The 24,411-nt window shown below is 74.6% G+C and carries 20 protein-coding genes; 9 read left to right on the forward strand and 11 right to left on the reverse strand.

What is annotated here, in order from left to right:
* Positions 1-58: 58 nt before the first annotated feature.
* Positions 59-1,852: a glycoside hydrolase family 15 protein gene (locus ABZ934_RS12830; RefSeq protein WP_361312078.1), complete on the reverse strand. Its 1,794-nt coding sequence runs from the start codon at positions 1,850-1,852 to the stop codon at positions 59-61.
* 33 nt (positions 1,853-1,885) lie between these two features.
* On the reverse strand, positions 1,886-2,464 hold the full coding sequence (locus ABZ934_RS12835) for a DoxX family protein (RefSeq protein ID WP_361312079.1): 579 nt from the start codon (positions 2,462-2,464) through the stop codon (positions 1,886-1,888).
* A gap of 111 nt (positions 2,465-2,575) precedes the next feature.
* Here ABZ934_RS12835 and ABZ934_RS12840 point away from each other — a divergent pair, with 111 nt between their 5' ends.
* The gene (locus tag ABZ934_RS12840) at positions 2,576-3,040 is read left to right on the forward strand and encodes a MarR family transcriptional regulator (RefSeq protein WP_361312080.1); all 465 of its coding nucleotides are present in this window, start codon (positions 2,576-2,578) and stop codon (positions 3,038-3,040) included.
* Positions 3,041-3,091: 51 nt separating this feature from the next.
* On the opposite strand, the gene ABZ934_RS12845 is transcribed toward ABZ934_RS12840, so the two are convergent.
* Positions 3,092-3,736, reverse strand: a complete 645-nt coding sequence (locus ABZ934_RS12845) for a fasciclin domain-containing protein (RefSeq protein WP_361312082.1) — start codon at positions 3,734-3,736, stop codon at positions 3,092-3,094.
* Positions 3,737-3,801: 65 nt separating this feature from the next.
* Positions 3,802-5,367, reverse strand: coding sequence for a molybdopterin-dependent oxidoreductase (locus tag ABZ934_RS12850; RefSeq protein ID WP_361312083.1), 1,566 nt, complete (start codon positions 5,365-5,367; stop codon positions 3,802-3,804).
* Positions 5,368-5,624: 257 nt separating this feature from the next.
* On the opposite strand from ABZ934_RS12850, the gene dhaK reads away from it, so the two are divergent.
* The 3 genes from dhaK (at position 5,625) to ABZ934_RS12865 (ending at position 7,753) form a co-directional block, all read left to right on the forward strand.
* Positions 5,625-6,623, forward strand: a complete 999-nt coding sequence (gene dhaK / locus ABZ934_RS12855; protein WP_361312198.1) for a dihydroxyacetone kinase subunit DhaK — start codon at positions 5,625-5,627, stop codon at positions 6,621-6,623.
* 111 nt (positions 6,624-6,734) lie between these two features.
* Positions 6,735-7,346, forward strand: coding sequence for a dihydroxyacetone kinase subunit DhaL (dhaL, locus tag ABZ934_RS12860; protein WP_361312085.1), 612 nt, complete (start codon positions 6,735-6,737; stop codon positions 7,344-7,346).
* Positions 7,343-7,753, forward strand: coding sequence for a PTS fructose transporter subunit IIA (locus ABZ934_RS12865; protein WP_361312087.1), 411 nt, complete (start codon positions 7,343-7,345; stop codon positions 7,751-7,753). The genes dhaL and ABZ934_RS12865 overlap by 4 nt, the downstream gene beginning before the upstream one ends.
* Before the next feature lie 34 nt (positions 7,754-7,787).
* On the opposite strand, the gene ABZ934_RS12870 is transcribed toward ABZ934_RS12865, so the two are convergent.
* Positions 7,788-8,165, reverse strand: coding sequence for an RNA-binding S4 domain-containing protein (locus ABZ934_RS12870; RefSeq protein ID WP_361312089.1), 378 nt, complete (start codon positions 8,163-8,165; stop codon positions 7,788-7,790).
* Positions 8,166-8,298: 133 nt separating this feature from the next.
* On the opposite strand from ABZ934_RS12870, the gene ABZ934_RS12875 reads away from it, so the two are divergent.
* The 3 genes from ABZ934_RS12875 to ABZ934_RS12885 all read left to right on the forward strand — a co-directional run bounded on the left by ABZ934_RS12875 (position 8,299) and on the right by ABZ934_RS12885 (position 11,768).
* On the forward strand, positions 8,299-8,694 hold the full coding sequence (locus ABZ934_RS12875) for a helix-turn-helix transcriptional regulator (protein WP_361312091.1): 396 nt from the start codon (positions 8,299-8,301) through the stop codon (positions 8,692-8,694).
* Positions 8,695-8,821: 127 nt separating this feature from the next.
* Complete coding sequence (gene modA, locus ABZ934_RS12880; RefSeq protein WP_361312093.1) at positions 8,822-9,643, forward strand: molybdate ABC transporter substrate-binding protein; 822 nt, start codon at positions 8,822-8,824, stop codon at positions 9,641-9,643.
* Positions 9,644-9,827: 184 nt separating this feature from the next.
* Complete coding sequence (locus tag ABZ934_RS12885; protein ID WP_361312095.1) at positions 9,828-11,768, forward strand: ABC transporter permease; 1,941 nt, start codon at positions 9,828-9,830, stop codon at positions 11,766-11,768.
* A gap of 7 nt (positions 11,769-11,775) precedes the next feature.
* On the opposite strand, the gene ABZ934_RS12890 is transcribed toward ABZ934_RS12885, so the two are convergent.
* The 3 genes from ABZ934_RS12890 to ABZ934_RS12900 all read right to left on the reverse strand — a co-directional run bounded on the left by ABZ934_RS12890 (position 11,776) and on the right by ABZ934_RS12900 (position 18,413).
* Positions 11,776-14,499: a phosphodiester glycosidase family protein gene (locus tag ABZ934_RS12890; protein ID WP_361312097.1), complete on the reverse strand. Its 2,724-nt coding sequence runs from the start codon at positions 14,497-14,499 to the stop codon at positions 11,776-11,778.
* 353 nt (positions 14,500-14,852) lie between these two features.
* Positions 14,853-16,931, reverse strand: a complete 2,079-nt coding sequence (locus tag ABZ934_RS12895; protein ID WP_361312099.1) for a SpoIIE family protein phosphatase — start codon at positions 16,929-16,931, stop codon at positions 14,853-14,855.
* Positions 16,932-16,943: 12 nt separating this feature from the next.
* Entirely contained in the window at positions 16,944-18,413 is a 1,470-nt protein-coding gene (locus tag ABZ934_RS12900; protein ID WP_361312199.1) for a DUF6777 domain-containing protein, read from the reverse strand.
* A 90-nt stretch (positions 18,414-18,503) separates the two neighbouring features.
* On the opposite strand from ABZ934_RS12900, the gene ABZ934_RS12905 reads away from it, so the two are divergent.
* Positions 18,504-19,787: a streptophobe family protein gene (locus tag ABZ934_RS12905; RefSeq protein ID WP_361312100.1), complete on the forward strand. Its 1,284-nt coding sequence runs from the start codon at positions 18,504-18,506 to the stop codon at positions 19,785-19,787.
* 106 nt (positions 19,788-19,893) lie between these two features.
* Positions 19,894-20,262, forward strand: a complete 369-nt coding sequence (locus tag ABZ934_RS12910; RefSeq protein ID WP_361312101.1) for a hypothetical protein — start codon at positions 19,894-19,896, stop codon at positions 20,260-20,262.
* Positions 20,263-20,297: 35 nt separating this feature from the next.
* Here ABZ934_RS12910 and ABZ934_RS12915 read toward each other — a convergent pair whose 3' ends face one another.
* The 3 genes from ABZ934_RS12915 to ABZ934_RS12925 are packed head-to-tail and all read right to left on the reverse strand — an operon-like array spanning position 20,298 to position 24,323.
* A complete protein-coding gene (locus ABZ934_RS12915; protein ID WP_361312102.1) occupies positions 20,298-21,314 on the reverse strand; it encodes a serine/threonine-protein kinase in 1,017 nt (338 codons plus the stop codon).
* Positions 21,314-21,958 (reverse strand): hypothetical protein, encoded by a 645-nt coding sequence (locus ABZ934_RS12920; RefSeq protein ID WP_361312103.1) that lies wholly within the window; start codon positions 21,956-21,958, stop codon positions 21,314-21,316. Before ABZ934_RS12920 ends, ABZ934_RS12915 begins: the two co-directional genes overlap by 1 nt.
* 13 nt (positions 21,959-21,971) lie before the next feature.
* A complete protein-coding gene (locus ABZ934_RS12925) occupies positions 21,972-24,323 on the reverse strand; it encodes an FHA domain-containing protein (protein ID WP_361312104.1) in 2,352 nt (783 codons plus the stop codon).
* Between the last annotated feature and the right edge of the window lie 88 nt (positions 24,324-24,411).

Below are 24,411 nucleotides of genomic sequence, written 5' to 3' on the forward strand. Positions count from 1 at the left end.
GGCGGAGCGGCCATCGACAGCGCCGGTGCCGGGTTAACCCGGCACCGGCGCTGTCGTGTCAGTCCCGGGGCGGGCCCCAGCCGAGCAGGAGCGCGGTGCTGACCAGCCCGATGTGGCTGAACGCCTGCGGGAAGTTGCCGAGCTGGCGTCCGGCGACGGGGTCGTACTCCTCGGCGAGCAGGCCCACGTCGTTGCAGACGTCCAGCAGCCGCTCGAACAGCTCGCGGGCCTCCTTGCTGCGGTCCGTCAGGTGCAGGGCGTCGGCGAGCCAGAAGGAGCAGGCCAGGAAGACGCCCTCGTCGCCGGGCAGTCCGTCGACGGAGGGGCCCTCGGTGCTGTAGCGGCGTACGAAACCGCTCGCGCCGAGTTCCTCGCGCACCGCGTCGACGGTGCCGATCACGCGCGGGTCGTCGGGGGGCAGGAAGCCGACCCTGGGGATCAGCAGGGTCGCGGCGTCCAGTTCGCGCGAGCCGTAGTACTGGGTGAAGGTGTTGCGCTCGGGGTCGTAGGCGTTCGTGCAGACGTCGGCGTGGACCTCGTCCCTTATGGCCCGGAAGCGTTCCACGTCACCCGGCATCGAGGGGTCGTGCTCCAGCGTCCTGACGGCGCGGTCGGCGGCGACCCAGGCCATCACCTTGGAGTGGGTGAAGTGACGGCGCGGGCCGCGGACCTCCCAGAGCCCTTCGTCGGGCCGTCGCCAGTTGCGTTCCAGGAAGTCGAGGAGCGAGAGCTGGATCTTCCAGGCGTGTCGTTCGGTGGGGAGCCCGCCGGCCCGCGCCAGGTAGAAGGCGTCCATCACCTCCCCGTACACGTCGAGCTGGAGCTGCTCCACGGCCGCGTTGCCGATGCGCACCGGGGCGGAGTCGGCATAGCCGCGCAGCCAGGGCAGGTCGGTCTCGGGAATCCTGCGTTCGCCGGCGATCCCGTACATGATCTGGAGGTCGGCGGGGTCACCGGCCACGGCGCGCAGCAGCCAGGCCCGCCAGTCGCGGGCCTCCTCGTGGTAGCCGGTGGCGAGCAGGGAGCCCAGGGTGAGGGTGGCGTCGCGGAGCCAGCAGTAGCGGTAGTCCCAGTTGCGTACGCCTCCGAGCTCCTCGGGCAGGGAGGTCGTGGCGGCCGCGACGATGCCTCCGGTGGGGGCGTAGGTCAGGGCTTTGAGAGTGATCAGGGAGCGGACGACGGCTTCGCGGTAGGGGCCCACGTAGGTGCATCGGGCGGCCCAGTCGCGCCAGTCTGCGAGGCTCTGTTCGAGAGCCTCGTCGGGGTCGAGGGGGTCGGGTCGGGGCTGATGGGAGGGGTGCCAGGTCAGGACGAAGGCGACCTTCTCGCCGGCGGTGACGGTGAACTCGGAGCGGGTGCTGTTGTCCTCGCCCCAGGTGCGGACGGGCGGCTCGCTGCGGAACCACGCGGAGTCGGGTCCGGCGATGGCGACGCGGTCGCCGTCGCGCCGCCGGACCCAGGGCACGATGTTGCCGTAGTCGAACCGCAGGCGCAGGGTGCTGCGTACGGTGACCGCGCCGGACAACCCTTCGACGATCCGCATGACGTCGGGCATGACGTCGCGTTGCGGCATGAAGTCGGTGACCTTGATCGTGCCGTCCTCGGTTTCCCAGACGGACTCCAGGATGAGCGAGTCGTCGACGTAGGCGCGGCGCGTGCACCCTTCGCCGTCGGCGGCGCCCGCCGGGGCGATGCGCCAGTGGCCGTTCTCCTCGTCGCCCAGGAGGCGGGCGAAGCAGGCGGCCGAGTCGAAGCGGGGCAGGCACAGCCAGTCGATGGACCCGTCTCGGCCGACCAGCGCACTGGTCATCAGATCGCCGATGAGTGCGTAGTCTTCGATGGGTTGTGTCATTTGTGCGCTCTTCCCCCGAAGGGCGGGGGCCAATCAGGTCCGCACGAGGAGCAGGGCGGCCCCGATGACCACGCCGAGGGCGACGGCGAGCAGGCCGTGGGCCGGGCGGGGCGTCCGCACCACCGGGACGGGCAGCAGGCGGTCGGCTGCGTACCGGCCGGGGCCGGTGAGGGCGAGGGTCGCGGCGCCGACGGTCAGCAGCAGTTCGTATTCGATGCTCTTGGGGGCGAAGAACGATCCGGCGCCGTGTACGGCGATGGCGTTGATCATGGTGCCGACGACGGCGGCGCCGGCGAGCGGGGTGAGCAGCCCGGCGGCGAGGCCGAGGCCGCCGAGGGTCTCGGTGAGTCCGGCGAGGGCGGCCATGGCGTCGCCGGCCGGGTAGCCGCTCGCGGTGAAGAAGCGGCCGGTGCCGCTGATGCCGCCGCCGTCGAACCAGCCGAACAGCTTCTGGGTGCCGTGGGCGGCCATGGTGAGGCCGAGGACCAGGCGCAGGAGCAGCAGGCCGGTGTCGTGAACGGTGGTCGGGGTCGCGTGGGCGGTGGGGGCGGGGGTGGAGGCGGCCGGTGCGGCGGCCGGGGCCTGCGTCGTGGCGGCGGAGGCGCTGGTCATGGGGTGGTCCTTCCGGTCGGGCGGCGGTTCGGCAGGTAGTTCAAATTCGAACCGAGGATCACGACCCTAAGGCATTGATTCAAATTGGAACAACACGTGTAGGCTGGTGTCATGGCTGCAACGAAATGGCTGGACGACCGCGAGATGCGCGCCTGGAACGGCTTCCTCGCCGCATCCGCCCTGGTGAACCGCCGCCTCGACCAGCAGCTCAAAGAGGACGCCGGGCTTTCGCACCCCCAGTACGAGATACTCGTCCGCCTCGCCGCGGCGCCCGATCGGGAACTGCGGATGACCGAACTGGCCAACGGTCTGATCAACTCCAAGAGCGGGCTGACCTACCAGATAACCCAGATGGAGAAGGCGGGACTGGTCCGCCGGCGAAGCTGCCCCTCCGATGTGCGCGGCGTCTTCGCCGTCCTCACCGAGGCCGGCCTCGCCCGGCTGGAGGAGGCGGCGCCGGGGCACGTGGCGACCGTCCGCGAGATCCTCGTCGACGTCCTGACCCCCGAACAGCTCGACGCGCTGGCGGCCGGCCTCGGTGAGGTCGGCCGCCGGCTGAGGGAACAGGGCGCCTGAGGCGCCGCCGGCCCGGGGCCCCGCCCCCCGTGTCCGCCGCCGCCCGGGCCGCTACTTGGGCATCAGGACGGTGTCGACGATGTAGACCTTGGCATTCGCCGTCGAGACGTTGCCGCAGACCACGTCGGACGTGCCGTTGACCTTGTAGGACTCGCCGGAGCCCGCCGTGGTGAGCGTTCCCTTCTCCAGGGTTTCGAAGGAACCGGACTCCAGCTGCGCCGGCGTCAGCTCCTGGCCGACCACGTGGTACGTGAGGATCTTCGTCAGGGTGGCCTTGTCGGCGAGGACCTTGTCCAGGTCGGCCTTCGGGATCTTCGCGAAGGCGTCATTGGTCGGCGCGAACACCGTGATGCCCTTGGCGTTGTTGAGCGTGTCCACCAGCCCGGCCTTCTTGACGGCCGTGACGAGCGTGGACAGCGCCGGATTGTTCGAGGCGGCGGTGGCAACCGGGTCCTTGGCCATCCCGTCGAAGCTGCCGGCGCCCTGTCGGGGTACCCCGGCGCAGGCCGGACCGAACGGAGCGTCCGTCGACGTGGCGGGCGAGGCGGCGCCGGCGGCGGGATCGGCCGGCCCGGAGGCGGCACCGGCCGCGCCCGACTCCTGGCCGGAGTCCGAGGAGCAGGCGGCGAGGGCGAAGGGCAGGACGGCCGAGGCGGCGAGGGCGAGGGCCGTACGGCGCAGACGAAGACTGTTCATGTGGATGGTTCTCCTTGGTCGTGACGGTATGTGGTGCGCGGGTCCGTACGCGGAGTGGGACGTGGTCAACCGACGCTGACGACGACCGAGTGCCGGCCGCTCGCCCCGTCGGGGATGGTGGGGGTGCGTTCCTCGGTCTGGGTGGTCCCGGACCGGTCGGTGGCGCGGACGGTGAGGGTGTGTCCGCCGGGGGCGGCCTGCCAGCGGTAGGACCACTGCCGCCAGGTGTCGGCGGTGGCCTCGGCCGCGAGGTCGGCCGCCTCCCACGGGCCGTCGTCGACGCGTACCTCGACCCGGTCGACTCCGCGGTGCTGCGCCCAGGCGACCCCGGCGACCGTGACGGCGCCGGGCGCGGGTCGGGCGAACGGCTTGGGGGTGTCGATCCGCGCCTGCGTCTTCACGGGTGCCTCGCGGGCCCACTTCCGGCGGACCCAGTACGGGTCGTAGGCGGCGAAGGTGGTCAGTTCGATGTCCTCGATCCACTTGCAGCCCGAGACGTATCCGTACAGGCCCGGCACGAGCATGCGGATTGGGAACCCGTGCGCGAGGGGCAGGGGTTCGCCGTTCATGCCGACGGCGAGCATGGCGTCACGGCCGTCCATGACGGCCTCCACGGGGGTGCCGAGGGTCATGCCGTCCACCGAGCGCGCCACGAGCTGGTCGGCCGGACCGCCCTGGGACGGGGGCCGTACGCCCGCCTCGCGCAGCAGGTCGGCCAGGGGTACGCCGAGCCAGCGGGCGGTGCCGACGTACGGGCCGCCGACCTCGTTGGACACGCAGGTCAAGGTGATGTCGCGCTCGATGAGCCGGCGGCCGAGCAGGTCGGCGTAGCCGTAGGTGCGAGGCCGCGTGACGCCCTTGCCGTGGACGCGCAGCCGCCAGCCGTCGGTGGTGACCGCGGGTACCACCAGGGCGGTGTCGACGCGGTAGAAGTCCGCCGTCGGCGTGGTGAACGGGCTGATGCCCGGGATGCGCGGGGACGCGCCGCGGGCGACGGCCGGGGCTGGAGAGGCGGGCGCGGGCAGGCGTACGGCGGCCCGGGAGGCGGCGGCGTCCTGGCCCCGCGAGGAGTTCAGCAGGCGGCCGAGGGCTCCCGCGGCCGTGGCGGCGACGGCCGCACCGCCGGCCGTCAGCAGGAACCTCCGGCGACCGGGACCGGCGCCGGTCCCCGCGCCCGGGGCGCCGGCGGGCCGGCCACTGAGCGCGGACAGCAGCGCCGCCCCGGCGAGGGCGCCCACCAGGGACGGCAGGGCGTCGGCGGGGCCGCCGGAGTCGGGGCGGGTGACGGCGGCCGTCCCGCCGACGACACCGAACAGGAGGACCCCGAGGGAACCGGAGCGACGGTGGCGCAGGGCGAGGAGGCCGAGCGCGACGGCCGTCAGCGCGAGGACGGCGAGGATCCCGAGCCGCAGGACGAGTTTGTCGTCGCTGCCGAAGTGCCGGATCGCCCAGTCCTTGAGCGCGGGCGGCGTACGGTCGACGGCCGCCCCGCCGACCGCGGTCACCGGGCCGGCCTCGGGCCGTACCGCGGCGGAGGCCAGTTCGGCGACGGCCAGGGCGGCGTAGCCGGACAACAGGCCGCTCAACGTGGCGCGGGCGGAGCGGACGACGGTGGCTCGGTGGATCCTCACGCCGGGTCTTCGGCGCCGCCGGGCCGCCGGATTGCCCGTCGCCCGAAGAACATCCACGGCCCGAACCGGACCCCGCCCGCAGGGCGTCCCGCCCGCCGAAGTGGGACGCTGGAAGTGGCTGTCCCCGCCCCGGAGCCCGGCTCGCCCCACCCGGTCGGCGCCGCCCAGTGGGGTGTCGTCCCCCGGACCGGGCCGCCTACCGTCAGCATGGGCAGACACACGCACCACTCCAGCCGCACCGGGAGAACCTCGTGAAGATGCTGATCAACAGTGCCGAGACCGTCGTCGCCGACGCGCTGCGCGGGCTGGCCGCCGCGCACCCCGACCTGGACGTCGACGTCGAGCGGAGGGTCGTCGTACGGCGGGACGCCAAGACCGGCGGACGCGTCGGGCTGGTGTCCGGGGGCGGCTCGGGGCACGAGCCGTTGCACGCCGGGTTCGTGGGCCCGGGCATGCTGTCGGCCGCCTGCCCCGGAGAGGTCTTCACATCGCCGGTGCCCGACCAGATGGTGCGGGCCGCCGCCGCGGTCGACTCCGGGCAGGGCGTGCTGTTCGTCGTCAAGAACTACACCGGGGACGTGCTGAACTTCGAGATGGCCGCCGACCTCGCGGGCGAGGACGGCGTACGGATCGAACAGGTACTGGTCAACGACGACGTCGCCGTCACCGACAGCCTCTACACCGCCGGACGGCGCGGCACCGGCGCGACCCTGTTCGTGGAGAAGATCGCCGGGGCGGCCGCCGAGGAGGGCGCGCCGCTGGAGCAGGTCGCGGCGCTCGCCCGCCGGGTCAACGAGTCCTCGCGGAGCTTCGGCGTCGCGTTGAGCGCCGTGACCACGCCCGCGAAGGGCAGTCCCACCTTCGACCTGCCCGTCGGCGAGCTCGAACTGGGCATCGGGATCCACGGCGAGCCCGGCCGTGAGCGGCGCGCGATGATGACGGCGCGGGAGATCGCCGACGTGGCGGTGGGCGCCGTACTCGACGACCTGGCGCAGGTGGGTCCCGCCGACGGGCCGGTGATCGCGCTGGTCAACGGGATGGGCGGGACCCCGCTGCTGGAGCTGTACGGGTTCCACGCGGAAGTCGCCCGGGTGCTGTCCGAGCGGGGGGTGCCGGTCGCCCGGACGCTCGTCGGAAACTACGTCACCTCCCTGGACATGGCGGGCTGTTCGGTGTCCCTGTGCCGGGCCGACGAGGAACTGCTGCGCCTGTGGGACGCCCCGGTCCAGACCGCCGCTCTGCGGTGGGGGCGGTGAGCGGCCGTCAGGCGACCGCTCCGGGCCGCCGTCAAAGCCCCGCCGGCGCGCCCGCGGATCGTATGGTGGCGGTACGGGACCGGTCGGGCGGACGTGAGGCGAGGAGATCCGGTGCGTGACACAGACTTCTTCCGGCGCTGGATGGACACCGCCACGGCGGCCGTCGAACGCGAGGCGGACCGGCTGACCGAACTCGACTCCCCCATCGGAGACGCCGACCACGGCAGCAACCTGTTGCGCGGCTTCATGGCCGTGCGGGCGTCCCTCGCCTCCGGCGAACCGGCCGTGGCCTCCCCGGGCGAGGTGCTCCAGCTGGCCGGACGGACCCTGATCTCCACGGTGGGCGGGGCGTCCGGACCGCTGTACGGGACGCTGCTGCGCCGGACGGGCAAGGAACTCGGCGACGCCCCCGAGGTCTCCGACGACGCGCTGCGCGAAGCGCTGTACGCCGGTGTGGGCGCGGTGGCGCAGCTCGGCGGCGCGGCGCCGGGCGACAAGACGATGCTGGACGCGCTGGTGCCGGGGGTGGCCGCGCTGGGCACCTCCTACCGCGCGGCCGCCGACGCGGCGGAGGAGGGAGCGCGGGCCACCGTGCCGCTCCAGGCGCGCAAGGGCCGGGCCAGCTACCTGGGCGAGCGCAGCATCGGGCACCAGGACCCGGGCGCGACCTCGTCGGCGCTGCTGCTGAACGCCCTGGCCGAGGTCGCGGAGGACGGGGCGTGAGCGCGCCGCGGGCCGGTGTCGGCATCGTACTGGTCTCGCACAGCGCCGAGGTCGCGCACTCGGTGGCCGGCCTCGCCCGGGGTCTGGCCGGGGGCGCGCCGGCCGTGCGCATCGCCGTCGCGGGCGGCACCGGGCACGGCGGGCTCGGCACCAGCGCGGAGCTGATCGTGGCCGGCGCGCGGGAGGTGGATCAGGGCGCGGGCGTGGCGATCCTGGCGGACCTGGGCAGTTCTGTGCTCACGGTCAAGTCGCTGTTGGTGGACGGCGAGTTGCCGGACGGCTGCCGGTTGGTCGACGCCCCGTTCCTGGAGGGGGCGGTGGCGGCGGTGGTTGCCGTCTCCGCCGGCGCCCCGATGGACGCGGTCGAGGCCGCGGCCGGCGAGGCCTACGCCTACCGCAAGAGCTGACCGGGCCGGCCCGGCCGGCCCTGGCGCCACCGCTCTACCGGCCGCGCAGGATCTCGATCTCGCGGCGTTCGCGCTTCGTCGGCCGGCCGGCGCCGCGGTCGCGGATGCCGACCACGGCCGCCTCGACGGGGGTGGGCGGCGGCGGGCTCTTGTCGATGTAGCACTCCGCGGCCACCGGCGCGCCGACCCGCTTGGCCACCGGCCTGCGCACCACCACGATCCGCTCGCGGCCCGCGTGGAAGAGCCGGATCTCGTCGCCCTCGCGCACGGCCTGGGCGGGCTTGGCGCGTTCGCCGTTGACCTTCACATGACCCGCGCGGCAGGCCGTCGCCGCGATCGAGCGGGTCTTGGTCAGGCGCACCGACCAGATCCACGCGTCCACCCGGACCGTTCCCGTTACCTCATCAGCCATGTACCGACCCTACCGAGACGGGCGGCCGGGCGCGGAACGACTTTCGGCGGATACCACAACACCCTGGCAACTGCCACGTACAACCTGCCGAGGGAATTGCAAATGCGCCGACTGTGCCCCTACCTTGTCGCACATGCAGTCCTACACGATCGGACAGGCCGCGCGTCTGCTGGGCGTCAGCCCGGACACGGCGCGCCGCTGGGCCGACGCCGGCCGGGTCGCGACCCATCGTGACGAGGCCGGGCGCCGGCTGATCGACGGCCGCGCCCTGGCCGCCTTCTCCGTCGAGGTGGGCCAAGGCACCCACAGCGACGAGGAGGAGCCGTACACCTCGGCGCGCAACGCCTTCCCGGGCATCGTCACGGCCGTCACGCTCGGCGACGTGGCCGCCCAGGTGGAGATCCAGGCCGGCCCACACCGCCTGGTGTCGCTGCTCACCCGTGAGGCCGTCGAAGAGCTCGGCCTGGAGGTCGGCATGCAGGCCACTGCCCGCGTGAAGTCCACCAGCGTGCACGTGGACCGCGCCTGACCGCGGTCGCGGCCCCCGCCCACACCACCGAAACGCCCCACCCGCTCCGCCCGTCCCCGGCGCGGGTCACCACCGCGCGGCCCCGGCACCCGAGCCGACCGCCGACCCGACCGAGGAGCACCCGCTCATGTCCCCGACCCTGACCCGCCGCCGCGCCGCTGCCGCCGCCCTGACGGCCGCCCTCCTGGGGCCGGCCCTCGCCGCCTGTGGCGCCGATGAGAAGAGCGACGCGACGGCCTCGCCGAGCGCCTCGTCCTCCGCGCCTGCCTCCGCCGAGACCAAGGCGGCGAACCTCACCGTCCTCGCCGCGTCCTCGCTCACCGACGTCTTCAAGACGGCGGGCGCCGCGTACGAGAAGGCGCACCCCGGTACGAAGGTGACCTTCTCCTTCGCCGGGTCGCAGGAGCTCGCCGCGCAGGTCAAGCAGGGCGCCCCGGCCGACGCGCTGGTGACCGCCGACACCAAGACGATGGACGGCCTCAAGGCCGAGACGAACGACGCGACGGTCATCGCGAAGAACCGCCTGGTCATCGCCGCCGGCAAGGGCAACCCGTTCAAGATCGACGAGCTGAGGGACCTCGCGGACAGCAAGCTCAAGGTCGTACTCGCCGCGCCCGAGGTACCGGTCGGCCGGTACAGCAAGCAGATCCTGGACGCGCAGAAGATCGAGGTGAAGCCGGTCTCTCAGGAGGCCAACGTCCGCGCCGTGCTGAGCAAGGTCGAGCTGGGCGAGGCCGATGCCGGTCTCGTCTACAAGACGGACTCCGCCAAGTCGGGTGACAAGGTCGTCACCGTGGACATCCCGGACGACCAGAACGCGGTCGCCTCCTACCCCGCCGCCACGATCAAGCAGTCCGAGAACGGCGAAGCCGGCGCCGCCTTCGTGGCCTGGCTGAGCTCGCCCGAGGCGCAGAAGATCCTTCAGGACGCCGGCTTCCAGAAGCCGTAACGGCGCGCACGGTCGAACGCGGCGGGAGGGACTGCCCGGTCCGGGGGGACGGGCAGTCCCTCCGGGCCGTTGCCGCGCCACCCGCGCGCGGACGCCCGTACAGGCCCTACCCTTCCCCTTCCGGAAGCCGCCCGGCAGACACCGCGACCCGGCCCCGCCGGGAGCCCCAGCCAGGAACCGCCTCATGAGCAGACTCCGTACCCGCGTCCGGCCGCCCGCGGCCCTGGCGCTGCCCGCGCTCCTCGCCGTGGCGTTCCTGCTGTTGCCGCTCGTCGGCATCCTGAGCCGCACCCAGTGGGGCGAGTTGGGCACCCATCTGGGCAGCCCCGGCGTGGAAGAGGCGCTCAAGCTGTCACTGCTCGTCTCCTTCTGGGCACTCGGGCTCTCGCTCCTCCTCGGTGTGCCGCTCGCCTGGCTGCTGGCCCGCGTGGAGTTCAAGGGAAAGGCGTTCGTACGGTCCCTCGTGCTGCTCCCGATGGTGCTGCCGCCCACCGTCGGCGGCGTGGCACTGCTGTTGGGCTTCGGCCGTCGGGGGCTGCTCGGGCCGTGGCTGGAGGGCACCTTCGGTATCACGCTGCCGTTCCACACCTCGGGCGCCGTCGTCGCCGCCACCTTCGTCGCGATGCCCTTCCTCGTCATCAGCCTGGAGGGCGCGCTCGGCGGCCTGAAACGCAGCTACGAGGAGACCGCCGCCTCCCTGGGCGCCACGCCGGTACGGGTGTTCTTCACCGTGACCCTGCCCATGGTGGCGCCCGGCCTGATCGCGGGAGCGGCGCTCACCTGGGCCCGGGCGCTCGGCGAGTTCGGCGCCACGATCACCTTCGCCGGGAACCTGCCCGGTACCACCCAGACGCTGCCGCTCCAGGTGTACCTGCTGCTCCAGGACAGCCCGGAGGCGGCCACCTCCGTGTCGCTGCTGCTGCTCGCGATCGCGATGGGTGTGCTGATCGCACTGCGCGGTCGCTGGACCGGCACCCCGGGCGCGGGTACCTCCGCCAAGGGGGCCACCACCGTCGCCGGGGAGGTCGCCGAGCCCCTCGCCCCGGTCGCGCCGGCCACCACGCACCGGGACGGGGGGCCGAACGAGGGCCGATGGCCGCTGCACGCCGAGGTCACCGGCTTCAACCGGCTGACCCTGGACGCCGGGCCCGGCACCACGATCGCCGTCGTCGGCGAGAACGGCGCCGGCAAGACCACCCTGTTGCGCGCCCTGCTCGGCCTGACCCCGCGCGCCCACGCGACCCTGCGGCTCGGCGACACCGACGTCACCGCCCTGCCCCCGCACCGGCGGCAGGTGGCCTGGGTCCCACAGGACGGCGCGCTGTTCCCGCACCTGAGCGCCCTCGCCAACACGGCGTACGGGTTGCGCGCCCGCCGGGTGCCGCGCGCTGCGGCCCGCGCGCAGGCGCAGGAGTGGCTGGACCGGCTCGGCGTCGGTCATCTGGCCCGGCGCAAGCCCGCGCAACTGTCCGGCGGGCAGGCGCAGCGCGTGGCGCTGGCCCGGGCGCTCGCGGCGCGGCCCCGGCTGCTGCTGCTCGACGAGCCGCTCGCGGCCCTCGACCAGACGACGCGGGCGCGCGTCCGGCACACCCTGCGCACCCACCTGGCCGGCTTCGGCGGTGTCTGCCTGATCGTCACGCACGATCCCGTCGAGGCGGTGTCGCTGGCCGACCGGGTCCTCGTGCTCGCCGACGGGCAGACCCTCCAGGACGCTCCGCCCGCCGAGGTCACCCGGCATCCGCGCTCCCCGTGGGTGGCCCGGATGCTGGGCCGCAACGCCTGGCCGGGCACCGCCACCGCGGAGGGGCTGAGGCTCGCCGGAGGGGGGCGGCTGGTGGTGCCCGAGGCGCTGCCCGAGGGGTCGGAGGCGCTGGCGATCATCGCCCCGGAGGCGGTGTCCGTGCACCGGACGCGACCGGATGGCAGTCCCCGCAACGTGTGGCCCGGCACCGTACGGGAGGTCACCGCGGTCGGCAGCCGGCTGCGCGTGCTCGTCGCCTCCGCCGAGGCGCCGGACCTCGTCGCGGAGATCACCCCGGAGGCTGCGGCCGAGCTCGGCGTGGTCGACGGCGCCGAGGTGTGGACCAGTGTCAAGGCCACCGAGGTGACCATCGTGCGGCTCTGACCGGATGTCAGGCGCCGGGCCGTACCGAGAGCCAGTCCCCGGCGGCGAAGGCGTCGACGCCGATCAGGGTCCGCTCGGCGCGGGCCGCCGAGACCGACAGGACCCCCTCGGAGCGGCCGGCGGCGAAGCGGGGCGCGTCGAGGGCGAGCAGCGCCGCGCGTTTCCCGGTGGTGCGGCGGAACTCGGCGAGCAGCCCCTCCAGCAGGGCGGTCTCCTTGCGGTCGACGCTCTGGGGCGCATGACGTTCCACGACGGCCACCGCGCCCGTGTCCGGCTCGCGGGCGGCGGTCGCCAACGCCTCGCGCACCGCCCTCATCCGCGCCAGCCCGGCGCCCGCGTCCAGCGTGCGGTGGCCGCTGTCGAGCGTCAGGAACCGTACACCGCGGTGCACGTCGCCGGGGCGGGACCGGCCTCCGCCGAGGACGAAGTCGACGCCCGGTGGCGGTGCCTGCCCGGCCGGCACCACCGCGAACCGCCAGGGCCGCGCCGCCACCCGGGCGGCGGTTCCCACGACGGGGTCGGTGGCCGCCGGCGCGGCGGGGGCCGGTCCGGTCGGCGGGGTCGCGGCCGTCAGGGTGTCCAGCAGCAACCGGCCGGGCCGGGTCCCGGGCGCCGCCGAGAGCCGGGTCACGCTCAGCGGCGGCTGCGCCCCCTTCGGCAGCGGGAAGGTGACCCGGCGCCGCCCGGACCAGGTCACGGCGGGTCCGCGCAGGGCGACGGCGGCCCCGTCGGCGTCGGCCAGGTGCACGGTGGGGCGGGCTCCGGAGCCGTCCCCCGTCACCCACAGGGACACCGAACGGGCGAGCTCCGGCACGGGGACCGGGCCCGGCGCGGTGGCGGACGCCGGGCCGCGGGCGGGCGTCAGGGCCAGCGCGCCGCGGGCCGCCGCCGCGCCCGGCCCGGTCCAGCGGGCGGTGTCGTCCGGGGTGGTGAGCGGCAGCTCCTCCATGCCCACGCCGAGGGCGAGTTCGGCGGTGGCCCCGGTGGCCGGGACGGTGATGCCCAGCCGTCCGGTGGCGTGCGGGACCCGGGCGCTCACGCGGAAGGCGCCCCGGCCGTCGTCGGTGACGTTCCAGCGGGAGCGGTCGAACCGGAGCGTCACGTCCCGGGGTTCGATCGGCGCGGCCGCGCCCTGGGCGTCGTAGCCGGTCAGCCCGAACCCGGCGTCCTCGGCGGTCCCGGCGAGGCCGATCCGGTCGCTGGTGGGCCGGATCCGGGCCGGGGGGCCGAGGACGTCGAGGCGCAGCGCCCCGGCGGCCGGGTCGCGCCGGGCCGTGACGGTGGCGGGACCGGGCCGCAGTGCGTGGAAGACCCCGTCGGGGTCGACACGGCCGCCGGTGGCGGACCATCGCGGGGCGCCGGGGGCGGGGCCGAGCGCGGAGTCGTGGCCGGTGGCGTGGAGCGTGCGGGTGAGGCCGGGGAAGGCGCGGGCCGGGCCGGTCACGGGCTCGACCCGGTACCCGGCGAGCCGGCCCGAGCCGGCGGGGGCGGTGAGGACCAGGCCGTTGGGGACGGGGCGGAGCGTGCCGTCCGACGGGGAGTTCTCGACGGTGAGCGTGGTGGCGCCGGTCCGTCCGGCGAGCAGGGTCGAGGAACCGCCGCCGTCCAGGTTGAGGGCGTCGAACGCGCCGAGTCGGCGCATCATCCGGCCGAGTCCGGTCAGGGTGAGGCCGCCGCTGTCGCGTTGCCGGCCGTCGACGGTGACCAGGTGCAGCCGTCGCCCGTCCGGCGAGAGGCCGACGGCGGTGCGCGGGGCGGCGGCGTTGTTGCGTTCGCCGTCGTGGTTCTGCGGGATTCCGGCCAGAACCAGCGGTTCCCGGCCGCCCAGGGCCGTTACGGGGGCGGGTCCCCCGGAGGCGGCGACCGGGCGGGCCGTCACGGCGACCGGGTCCCCGGACCGCAGGGCGGCGAGTTCGGCGGCGGCGGTCCCGGTCGCGACGAGCAGGGTGGTGCCGGGGTAGGGGCGGCCCGGCGGCTGCCGGACGGGGCCGGTCGCCCGGCCGTCGCGGAGTTCCACGGCCCGCGTCGCCGCTGCGGGCAGGGCGGTGCCGGCCCAGTCCCCCGTGTAGAGGGCGAAGCCGTCGGTGGGAGCCCGGGCGGCGTTGTAGCCGGCCAGGGGCCGCACCGCGCCGCCCGGCAGGGTCACGGTCCCGGCGAGGCCGAGGCGCAGCAGCCGGCCGTCGCCCTCGGGGCCGAAGCCGATGGCCGGACCGCCGCCGGGGCCGGGCGAGGCGGAGTGCAGGAGCCGTCCCGCGCGCAGCCCGGGGCCGAGGGGGGCCCTGGTGGCCCGGATGTCGAAGAAGTCCCCGTTGACCGCGCCGACGATCCGACGCCCGGGCCCGACCGGATGCCGGGCGGCGGCTTCGGCGAGGGTCTCGGGGTGCGCCGGGTCCCGTCCGGGGCCGCCGAGGTACTCGGCCCGTACGCCGTCGGGTCCGTCGAGCTCCGCGACGAGTTCGTCGATCCGCAGCCACCGGTCGGCCTGGAGGCGGTCGTAGGACTCCAGGCGGACCCCGGGGGCGATCTGCCGGGAGGTACGGGCGGTCTCGATGCCCTCGTCGTCGGCGGCCCGCGCGGCGGGCGCGATGAGGGCGGTGCACAGCAGAGAGGCGAGGAGGGAGGTGAGCAGGGGGACGAGTCGGGGGACGAGCGGGGCGGTCGGGGAAGCGGGGTAGGGCAGGCGGAAGGGAACCGGGAGGCAAGCGCGGAGCGGCGGACGTCGGTTCGACACGCGGGCAGCATCGAACGGGAGACCGGCCGACGAGCGCGTGTTCGCCGTGCCACGCCCGCTTTTTCAGCCATTCGACCCTCCCGGGCGGGGCCGCAGGTGGTGGCGGCGCGGGCCGGGAGCGGGCGCCGCCTACCCCCCTTGCTCCGGCGCCGACCCCGCCGTCCGGCCCCTGCCCCGCGGTCCCGGGCGGCCCGTGGGGCACCGCACCGAGCCGGCGCTACGCCCAGGCCCGGCGCTACGCCAAGCCGGGCGCTACGCCCGAGCCCGGCACTACGCCAAGCCCCGCGCTGTGCGCGGCCGGCCGCTCGGCGACCGCGCGGGCCACCCCCGCCCCGGCGCTCGGGCCGGTCCCCTCAACCGGACGGCGGTGGAACCTCGAACTCGCACCACACGCATTTCCCGGCGCCCCTGGGTTCCACGCCCCAGGCGTCCGCCAACCCCTCCACCAGCAGCAGGCCGCGCCCCGACATCGCCCACTCCCCCGCCTCCCGGCGGTGCGGCAGGGCGCTGCTGGAGTCCTCCACCTCGACCCTGATCCGCCCCTGCGCGGTCTGGCGCATGCCGACGTGGCCACCGCCGTCTGTGTGGACCAGGGCGTTGGTCATCAGCTCGTCGGCGGCGAGCACGATCTCGTCCGCGCGGGCCCGGGCGCCCCACGCCTGCGCCGCCGCGCGGATCAGGTGCCGGGCGTGCGCCGGGGCCGCCGGATCGCCCGGGTCGAGCCGGTGGCGCAGCGGGCCGCCGCCGCGCGGGGCGGGCGTACCGCGACGACGCAGCAGGAGCAGCGCCATGTCGTCGCCGCCGCCCGCGTCGCCGATGAGGTCGCAGAGCACGTCGGCGAGTTCCTCGACGTCCGTCGGACCGGCGCGGACGGCGTCCATCAGCTCGCGCATGCCCGTCTCGGAGTCCCCTCCGGGCCGCTCGATCAGGCCGTCCGTGCACAGCACCAGGGTGTCGCCCGGGTGCAGGTCGAGGGCGGTGACGGGGTACCCGGTGCCGGACCCGGGCAGGGCGCCGGCGCCCTCGGGCGGGCGCAGCCCGAGCGGTAGGCCGCCCGCGGCCTGGACCCGGTGGGCGCTGCCGTCGCCGCGCCGCAGGACCGGGTCGAGGTGACCGGCGCGGACCATGCGCGCGGTCCCGGTGTTGAGGTCCACCTCGGCGTAGGTGCAGGTGGCGAAGCGTTCCGTCTCCAGCTCGCGCAGGAACGCCGAGGCCCGGGCCATCGCGGTGCCGGGCGTGTGCCCCTCGGCGACGTAGGCGCGCAAGGCGATGCGGAGCTGGCCCATGACGGCCGCCGCGTCCGTGTCGTGCCCCTCCACGTCGCCGATCATTACCCCGACCCGGCCGTCGCCGAGGGGGATGACGTCGTACCAGTCGCCGCCGATGTCCCGGCCGACCCTGGCGGCCCGGTAGCGGACGGCGATCCGCACCCCGGCGACCTCCGGGATCCGGCGCGGGAGCATGGCCCGCTGGAGCCCTTCGGCGAGGTCGTGCTCCTGTTCGAAGAGCATGGCCCGCTGGAGGCTCTGCGCGATGCCGCTGCCCAGTGCCATCAGCACGTTGCGTTCCTCGGCGGTGAAGTCACCGGCGCGGGTGTAGAGGAGTCCGAGCGCGCCGATGGCCCGGCCCTGGGCGATGAGCGGCAGATAGACGCCGCTGCACACTTCGAGCGGCTCGATGTAGGGCCACAGCAGGGGGTAGCGCTCCCGGAAGTCGTCGCGCGAGGCGATGAAGACCGGGCTGAGCCCCCGTACGGCCTCGCTCATCGGGAAGCGCGCGTCGATGCGGGTGTACTCGATCTCGGGTACGTACGAACCCAGTCGGCCCTCCGCGACCAGGTGGATCCGGCCCCCGTCGACGACGCCGAGCATGACGCTGACCGCCCCGAGGTGTCCGAGCGCCTCGGGGTCCTTGAGGACGTCGGTGACGTCGTTGACGGTGCGGGCGTGCGCGAGGATCGCGGTGGTGCGCTCGACGACGCCGGTCATCCGACGCCGGCCTTCGTCGTGCGCCCCGTCCGCCCCCGGCTCGCCCGGGTCGTGGGCGGCGTCGCGCAGGATGCCGATGATCCGGTAGGGGCGGCCCCGCGGGTCGCGCAGTATGTGCCCCTGGATGTGGGTCCAGCCGGCGCTGCCGTCACGTCGCCGGCTGCGGAAGTAGGCGCCGTAGTGGCTGCGGCCCTCCTTGAGGGCCTGCGCGACGCGCGCGTCGACGCGCGCTTCCTCGCCGGACACCAGGCGGGCGCGCAGTCCGTCGGGGGTGCCGTTGAACTCGTCGGGGCGCAGGTCGAGCACCTCGAGGGCGGTCGGGTCGAGGTGCATCTGCCCGCTGTCGAGGTCCCAGTCGAACGTGCCCATGCGGTTCAGCGCGAGGCTGGTGTCCGGCCGCGCGGGCCAGTCGACTTCGGGGGCCGTCTCTCCCCGCTGGTCCATACAGCCAGCGTCTCACGTGTTACCGGACGTCGCCGGTGTGGAGGGGTCGAAGGCGTCGGCTGAGGGCGGTGCGGGATGCGCGGGCTCCGCCGGCGCGGCGTGGCTGGGGGTGCCGGTGCTCGGGGTCGCCATGCTCGGTGTGGCCGTGCTCGGGGTCTCCGCACTCGCCGTGGCCGTGCTCGCCGTGGGGTGCGAGGTGTGCGGCTCGGGTCGCACCAGCCCGGGTGCGGGTGCGGAAGAGGTGCCCGGGGACTCCGGAGGGGGGCTCGGCGTGGACTCCGGTGGCGAGAGCGGCGACTCGGGGGGTGAGGCCGGCGACCCGGGCGGTGAGGTCGGCGGGGACTGCGGCGGCGAGAGCGTGGGCGGCTTCGACCCCGACGGCGGCTCCTCGACCACCGGCGGCGCGACCGTCTTGTCGTGCTTGCCCTGGTGGTCGTGCCGGTCGCGCTCGACCCAGCGCCCGTCGTGGTGGTCGTAGATCACGAACTTGTTCACGACGGTCACCGACGGCGCGATGACCACGACCCGGGAGGGCCGGTACGAGGGCCACGGCTGCCCGGTCCGCTTCGGTTCGCCGCCCTTCAGCGCCACCGGGGGCGCCAGCGGGTTCCCGCAGGCGCAGCGCACCCGGGGTACGCCCCTGTCGTCGACCAGCACGGCCGTCCCGGCTTGGAGCACGGCCTGGTAGGCGATGGGTTTGCCGTCGCGGTAGCCGTGGTTCGTGACACGGGTGTCGACGCCCAGTTGGAGCGGGGTCAGCGAGCGCAGGTACCCGGGAACGGAAGCGGGTTCGACGGCGAGCGCCGAGGCGAAGGCCGCGTTCTTCGCGGGCTGGGCGGACAGCGCCTTGATCTGCTTCTCCACGTCACAACTGGCGACGTCCTTGGTGCCGCCGTAGAGCCCGGGCGCCGCCCCGCTGACGCTGCGGGTGACCGTCGTCCCGGTCGTCGCCGCGCCGGTCGCGGCGGCGCTCGGCGCTTGTGTCGACGGGCTGCGCGGGGGCGGCGTGCCCTGGTCGGCGGCGGTGGATTCGGTGAAGGGGTCGGGTCCGGTCGCGGAGGCGGGCTGGAGGAAGACCTCACCACCGGCCTTGCCCGACGGGGTACCGCCGGGCCGGGTGAGGACGACCACGAGGGCCGCGACGGCCGCCACCGCGACCACGGCCGTGGCCAGCCGGGGTACGGAGCGCCACCACGGCCCCTTGGGCGGCGGTGCGCCCGCACCCGAGGGGGGTCCGGCGGGGGGCCCGGAGGGGGACGAGGGCGGCGGACCGCCCTGTCGGCCGCCGCCACCCGAAAGGGGGCCCGAGGGCGGCCCGGACGGAGGTGGGGCGGACGGCGGCCGTGGGGCGTTCCACGGCTGCCGGGATTGGGGTGGCCGCGGCGGTTCCTCACCTGAGGGTTGCGTGGTCACGGGCTCTTCTTCCCCTGCGGAGGCGGCCCGGGACCCCGTGGACGTTCCGCAGCTGCCGTACGGACATATCCGAGTACATCCGCGTGTATCGCACTCCTGCGGACCATTGTGTGCGCCCTTCGGGTGGTGGCCGCAAGCCGGGGGTGCCACCTTTGCGGGGTGAGCAGTCCCTCGACGACGACGGCCTTCGGCGGCGCGAAGTCCTGGCGTGACGGCCTCGCGGCCGTACTGGCGGGGTTCGCGGTCATGTTCGCCGTCGCCGCGGCCGGGGCGGCCTGCGCGGGCGCCGGCGGCCTGCCGGACGGCGCCTACCCGCGCGTGGTCGCCGCCGTGGTCGTGTTGGCGGCCGGCGGATCCGTCGACGCCTCCGGCGGGGTCGGATCCTTGGCCGGGGCCGCGCTGGATCTCTCCGTGCTGCCGCTGTCGGTGGGCCTGGCCGGGGCGCTGACCGCGGGCTGCGCCTTCCTGCGGCCCCTGCGCGGCCGGGCGGTGGCCGGTCCGCGCGAACTCCTGGGCAGAGCCGTGCCCTTGATCGCGTTCTGGCTGCTCGCCCTGCTGGGTACCGGCCTCGCGGCCCGGCAGTCCTTCGCCCTCTCCCCCGGCGACTCCCTGCTCCCGGACATCGGTAAACTGACGGACTCCAGCCCGACAGTGGGCTTCGAGGCCGACCTGCCGGCGACCCTGCTCGGCGGACTGGCCTGGATCGTGGGCCTGTCGGTCGTGTCCCTGCTGGTGTCGCGGCGCGCTCCGCTGCCGGCCGCGCTGGTCCGCTTCCACACGGCCGTGCGGCCGGCCGCCTTCGCCACCCTGGTGCTGCTCCTCGCGTACGTCGCGCTCGGGGTCGTCATCGGACTCGTGGTGGCGGCCACGCGGGGGCATGCCGAACGCACCTTGGCGGTCGTGTTGCTGGGCCTGCCGAACCTGGCGTGGCTCGCGCTGTCGGTGGGGTTGGGCGGGGTCTGGGAGGGCAGGGTCGAAGGGCCGTTCGGGCTGCCGCTGCCGCACGCGCTCGACCAGGTACTGCGCGGCCCGGGGCGTTCCACCGTCGACGTGTCCTCCCTGGCGGAGCGGGACTCCCGCTGGTGGTGGCTGGTCGTGGTCGCCGCCGTCCTGTTGTTGGGCACGGGCGTGCTGGCCGCCGTGCGCTCCCCGGCCGGGATCCGGCCCTGGCGGCACGCGCTGCACCTGGGCGTGGCGCTGGCCCTGGCCGTCCTGACGATCTGTCTACTGGCGGGCGTACGGGCGGGTTTCGGTCTGTCGCTCCTGGGGATCGGCGACGTGGGCGGCCTCGGCGGCAGGGTCGAACTCACCCCGGTCCTGTGGCGCACCGTCGGCCTGGCCCTGCTGTGGGGCGCGGTGACCGGCTACCTCGGCGCCCTCTTGGCCCGTCCGCTGCGCCACCGGGGGCCGGTGGACCGGGCCGAGCGTCCCGCGAGGCCCTGACCTGAGGGGCTGCCCGCCCGCCCGGCGGCCAACCGATGGTCCGTACGGGTGAACCGGCCCGGATCGATTCGGCGGCGAATCGATTCCGCATGCCAATCTCACCTCCGTGAACACGTTTAAAGGCTTGTTCCGGCCGCTCCATGCCGGCGGCCTGCTTGCCGTCTCCGCAGTCGCCCTGACCCTGTCCACCGCGCTCCCCACCGGAGCGACGCCCACCGGCGCCCGCTACCTCGCCGGTCCCGTCGGGGTGCGGGACGCGACACCCCGGGAGATCGCGGCCAGTGCGGTCTACTGCCCCGACGGCATGCTCGTGCAGTCCGGCGGCTACTCGCTGGAGAACGGCAACTCCGGTCCCCTGCTGGCCAGTCACCCCGTGGTCGGGCCGGACGGCCGCAAGGGCTGGTACGCCTCCGCCTCGCACGCCGATGTCAGGGCGTACGTACTCTGCCGCTCCGCCCTCGTCTCCGACTCCTGACCGCGCCCCTCCGCGGCGCCCCTCCCCGATCCTCCTCACGCACCGCCGCCGCGCGCCCGGAACACCGGCATGGCCCAACGCGGCGGTGGCGGTGCGGGACCCCGGTCCGCGCGGGCCCCGAGGGCGTCCGCGAGCCGGGTCGCCGGGCGTGCGGAAGGCGCCGTCTCCCCCACCGGCGTCATCGCCTCCCCCGCCCGCCGCAGCGCCCCCGTGAACTCCAGGCAGTCCCGCCAGCGTTGCTCCGGCGACTTGGCCAGCGCCTTGCCCAGCACCTCGTCGACGGCCGGCGGGAGGTCGGGCCGCAGCGAGGTCACCGGAGGCGGCTGATCGAACTGGTGGGCCCAGAGCAGGGCCATGTCGTCGTCACGCCGGAACGGCGGGACACCGGTCAGCATCTCCTGCACGACGCATCCCAGGGCGTACACGTCGCAGCGCCCGTCGACCGGCTTGCCGGAAATCTGCTCCGGCGCGACGTAGTCGAGGGTCCCCACGAACTGTCCGACGCTCGTGAACCCGGTCAGCGACAGCGACTTCTTCGTCAACCCGAAGTCCGTCAGGTACACGTGCTCGGGGTGGTCGCTGTCGGTGCCCTCCGCCACCAGGATGTTGCCCGGCTTGACGTCCCGGTGGACCAGGTCGTGGGCGTGGGCCGCGTCCAGCGCGGACGCCACCTGCGCCGCGATGCGCGCCGCCGTACGGACCGGCAGCGGGCCCGTCCGGTCCAGCAGGGCCCGTAGGTCCTGCCCGGCGACGTAGCGCATCGCGATGTACAGCAGGCCGTCCGTCTCGCCCGCCTCGAAGACGGGCACGATGTGTGGGTGGTCGATGGCGGCGGCCACCTTCGACTCGTGGGCGAACCGCTGCCTGAACGTGTCGTTGCGGGCGAGTTCGGGCGCGAGCAGCTTCAACGCCACCGTCCGGTCCAGCCGTAGGTCCAGGGCCCGGTAGACGACCGCCATCCCGCCGCGCCCGATCTCGCTCTCCACCCGGTACCCGGCGATCCGCTTGCCGCGCAGGTCGGAGGCCCGACCGCCGAGCGGTTCGACGGACATCACCGGTCGCCGCTCTCGGGGATCTCCACGACCAGGGTCGACTCGTGTCCGGCGTCGTCCGGCGCCCCCTCATCCGGCGCGGGCGCTCCCCCGTCGTCCGGCGCACCGGATCGCGACCCGTCGGGCGGCCGCGGCCCGGCCGCGGAGCCCGGCCCCGAGACGACGGCGTAGGTCGCCGCCCGACCGCCTTCGCCGTACAGCCATCGCCCGACCGCCTCGTCGTAGAGCCACACCGACTCACCGTCGATCACCACGCCCGCCCGCAGTCCCCGCGTGCCCCTGCGGAAGCCCTCGGTGTCCACGCGCCCGGCGGCGAGTTGGTCCGCCGCCCTTCGGTAGCGCTCCAACACGTCGGCGCTGCGGGCGAGCAGCGGCGTGGGGTCCTCGCTGCGCGCGAGGGGCCGCCCGCCCGTCGGCGGGGGCTGCGGCACGGCCACCAGCAGGCGGCCGTCCACCCACGCGGACCATCCGTTGGCGCACAGGATCTCGCCCCACTCGCCCTGCCGGGACAGCAGTTGCACGGGCAGGAACGGGTCCAGGGCGGCGGTCGGCCGGGACACGTCCGGCGCTTCCCAGGCGGGCAGTCCCTCCTGCGGTACGACGTGCGTGGGCCGGAAGTCCGCGGTGTCGCCAGGGCTCGTCATCGAGGTCACCGGGCTACTTCCGCATGATGGCGGGTTCGTGGCGGCGCAGCAGCCGGGAGACCAGCACGCCGAACAGCACGGACAGCGCCACGAGCATCCCGATGTCGAGCAGCCACACCCCGGCGGAGTGGGCGAACAGCGGGTCGTCGGTGACCTTGCCCGGAACGATCGCGCCGAGGTCGATGGTGGCGGCCATGGCGCCGAGCGCCCAGCGCGAGGGAACCAGCCAGGCCAGTTGCCCGATCACCGGCACGCCGTTCAGCTGGAGCAGGGCGCCGCAGAAGACCACCTGCACGATGGCGAGGAGGACCAACAGCGGCATGGTGACCTCCTCCTTCCGGACCAGCCCGGAGACCAGCAGGCCGAGCATCATCGCGGTGAACGACAACAGGCCGACGGCGATCGTGATCTCCACGAGCGGGGGGAGGAAAACCCCTTTGCCGCCGGGGGCGTCGAGTTTCACCCCGAGGAGCGCCACCAGGGTCAACACCACGGCCTGCGCGACGGTGACCGTGCCCAGGACCACCACTTTCGACATGAGGTAGGCGGAGCGCGACAGCCCGACGGCCCGCTCGCGCTGGTAGATGGTCCGCTCCTTGACCAGTTCGCGTACCGCGTTCGCCGCGCCGGTGAGGACGCCGCCCACGCACAGGATGAGGAGGGCGTTGACGGCCGTCTCCTGGGTGAGGGAGCCGCCGGCCAGCGCGCGGGCCATCGCGCCCATCACGAAGGGCAGCGCGACCATGATGGCGAGGAAGGTGCGGTCGGCGCCGAGTGCGGCGGCGTAGCGCCGGACGAGGGTCGACAGTTGAGCCCCCCAGCTCTGCGCCTTCGGCGGCGCGGTGACGAAGCCGGCCGGTCCGGCGGGGCCGCCGGCCGACGCGGGTTGCCGGCCCGGCCCTCGGACGTAGGTCCGGTACTGGGTCGAGGCGTGGTACTCGGCCGCCCAGTCCCGGTCCTGCTGGTTCTCGAAGGCTTCGAACGCCTCCGGCCATTCGGCGAAGCCGAAGAAGCCGAGGGTTTCCCCGGGCGGCCCGTAGTAGGCGACGCGTCCACCCGGGGCGAGGACCAGCAGCCGGTCGCACACGTCCAGGCTGAGCACGCTGTGGGTGACCACGATCACCGTCCGGCTGTCGTCGGCGAGGCCGCGCAGCATGTGCATCACGGAGCGGTCCATGCCGGGATCGAGTCCGGAGGTCGGTTCGTCGAGGAAGAGCAGGGACGGCTTCGTCAGCAGTTCCAGCGCGACGGAGACCCTTTTGCGCTGGCCGCCGGAGAGGCTGTGGATGGGCTGGTCGGCGCGTTGCACGAGTCCGAGTTCCCGGATGACCTCGTCGACCCGGGCCTGCCGCTCGGCTTTGGCGGTGTCCTGCGGGAAGCGCAGTTCGGCGGCGTAGGTCAGGGCCCGGCGCACGGTGAGCTGGGCGTGCAGGATGTCGTCCTGGGGGACGAGGCCGATGCGGCTGCGCAGTTCGGCGTAGTCGCGGTAGAGGTCGCGTCCGTCGTAGAGGACGGTGCCCCGGTCGGCGGGGCGCAGCCCGGTGAGCGCGCCGAGCAGGGTGGATTTGCCGGCGCCGCTGGGGCCGACGACCGCGAGCAGGCACTTGGCGCCCACGGGGAAGGAGACGTGGTCGAGGAGGACCTTGCGGCCGTGGTCGACGCTGACGGCGAGGTCCTGGACGTCGAGGGATACCTCGCCGGTGTCGACGTACTCCTGGAGCTGGTTGCCGACGAGGCAGAAGGCGGTGTGACCGATGCCGACGATGTCCCCCTCGGCGACGGGGGCCCGCTCGACGCGGGAGCCGTTGAGGTAGGTGCCGTTGTGGCTGCCGACGTCGACGATCTCGTAGCCGCCGTCGGGCAGGGCGCGCAGTTCGGCGTGGCGGCGGGAGACGACGAGGTCGTCGACGACGAGGTCGTTGTCGGGGGCGCGGCCGATGCGGACGGTCCGGGCGGGCAGCCGTCGTACGGAGGCCGGCCGGTGGAAGGTGCCGGACAGGGCGGGGTTCGTGACGGAGGACGGGCGGGCGGGGGTGCGCTCGGGTGCGGGGCCGAGGAGGACGGCGCGGGGACCGTCCTCGGCGCTGCCGAAGCGCAATTCGCTGCCGGGGCCGACGCTCCATTCGCGGATGCGGTGGCCGTCCGCCCAGGTGCCGTTGGTGCTGCCCTCGTCCTCGACCGTCCAGTGGTCTCCCTCGGGGCGCAGGATCGCGTGGTGCCAGGAGACGCGGGCGTCGTCCAGACAGATCTCGCAGAGGGGGTCGCGCCCGACGTGGTACGTCCGGCCCGGGCTGATCGGCGTGGAGCCCCGGGCGGTCTCCAGCACGAGTTCGGGTGCGGCAGGCGCACCGGGTCGCTGGACCATGGACAGATTTTCCCACGATCCGGGCGGCGCGGCATAACACCTGGTCAGCGACCCGTTATGGGTAATGACAACGGTCCCCGTTGCAGCC

The sequence above is a fragment of the Streptomyces sp. NPDC046557 genome (assembly GCF_040645975.1).
Lineage (GTDB): Bacteria > Actinomycetota > Actinomycetes > Streptomycetales > Streptomycetaceae > Streptomyces.

Coding starts and splice junctions, on each gene's coding strand:
- ABZ934_RS12885 (WP_361312095.1), top strand. CDS start 9,828: ATGAGCAGACTCCGTACCCGCGTCCGGCCGCCCGCGGCCCTGGCGCTG.
- ABZ934_RS12915 (WP_361312102.1), bottom strand. CDS start 21,314: ATGTCCGTCGAACCGCTCGGCGGTCGGGCCTCCGACCTGCGCGGCAAG.
- ABZ934_RS12830 (WP_361312078.1), bottom strand. CDS start 1,852: ATGACACAACCCATCGAAGACTACGCACTCATCGGCGATCTGATGACC.
- ABZ934_RS12895 (WP_361312099.1), bottom strand. CDS start 16,931: ATGGACCAGCGGGGAGAGACGGCCCCCGAAGTCGACTGGCCCGCGCGG.
- ABZ934_RS12920 (WP_361312103.1), bottom strand. CDS start 21,958: ATGACGAGCCCTGGCGACACCGCGGACTTCCGGCCCACGCACGTCGTA.
- dhaK (WP_361312198.1), top strand. CDS start 5,625: ATGCTGATCAACAGTGCCGAGACCGTCGTCGCCGACGCGCTGCGCGGG.
- ABZ934_RS12840 (WP_361312080.1), top strand. CDS start 2,576: ATGGCTGCAACGAAATGGCTGGACGACCGCGAGATGCGCGCCTGGAAC.
- ABZ934_RS12925 (WP_361312104.1), bottom strand. CDS start 24,323: ATGGTCCAGCGACCCGGTGCGCCTGCCGCACCCGAACTCGTGCTGGAG.
- ABZ934_RS12845 (WP_361312082.1), bottom strand. CDS start 3,736: ATGAACAGTCTTCGTCTGCGCCGTACGGCCCTCGCCCTCGCCGCCTCG.
- ABZ934_RS12835 (WP_361312079.1), bottom strand. CDS start 2,464: ATGACCAGCGCCTCCGCCGCCACGACGCAGGCCCCGGCCGCCGCACCG.
- modA (WP_361312093.1), top strand. CDS start 8,822: ATGTCCCCGACCCTGACCCGCCGCCGCGCCGCTGCCGCCGCCCTGACG.
- ABZ934_RS12875 (WP_361312091.1), top strand. CDS start 8,299: ATGCAGTCCTACACGATCGGACAGGCCGCGCGTCTGCTGGGCGTCAGC.
- ABZ934_RS12870 (WP_361312089.1), bottom strand. CDS start 8,165: ATGGCTGATGAGGTAACGGGAACGGTCCGGGTGGACGCGTGGATCTGG.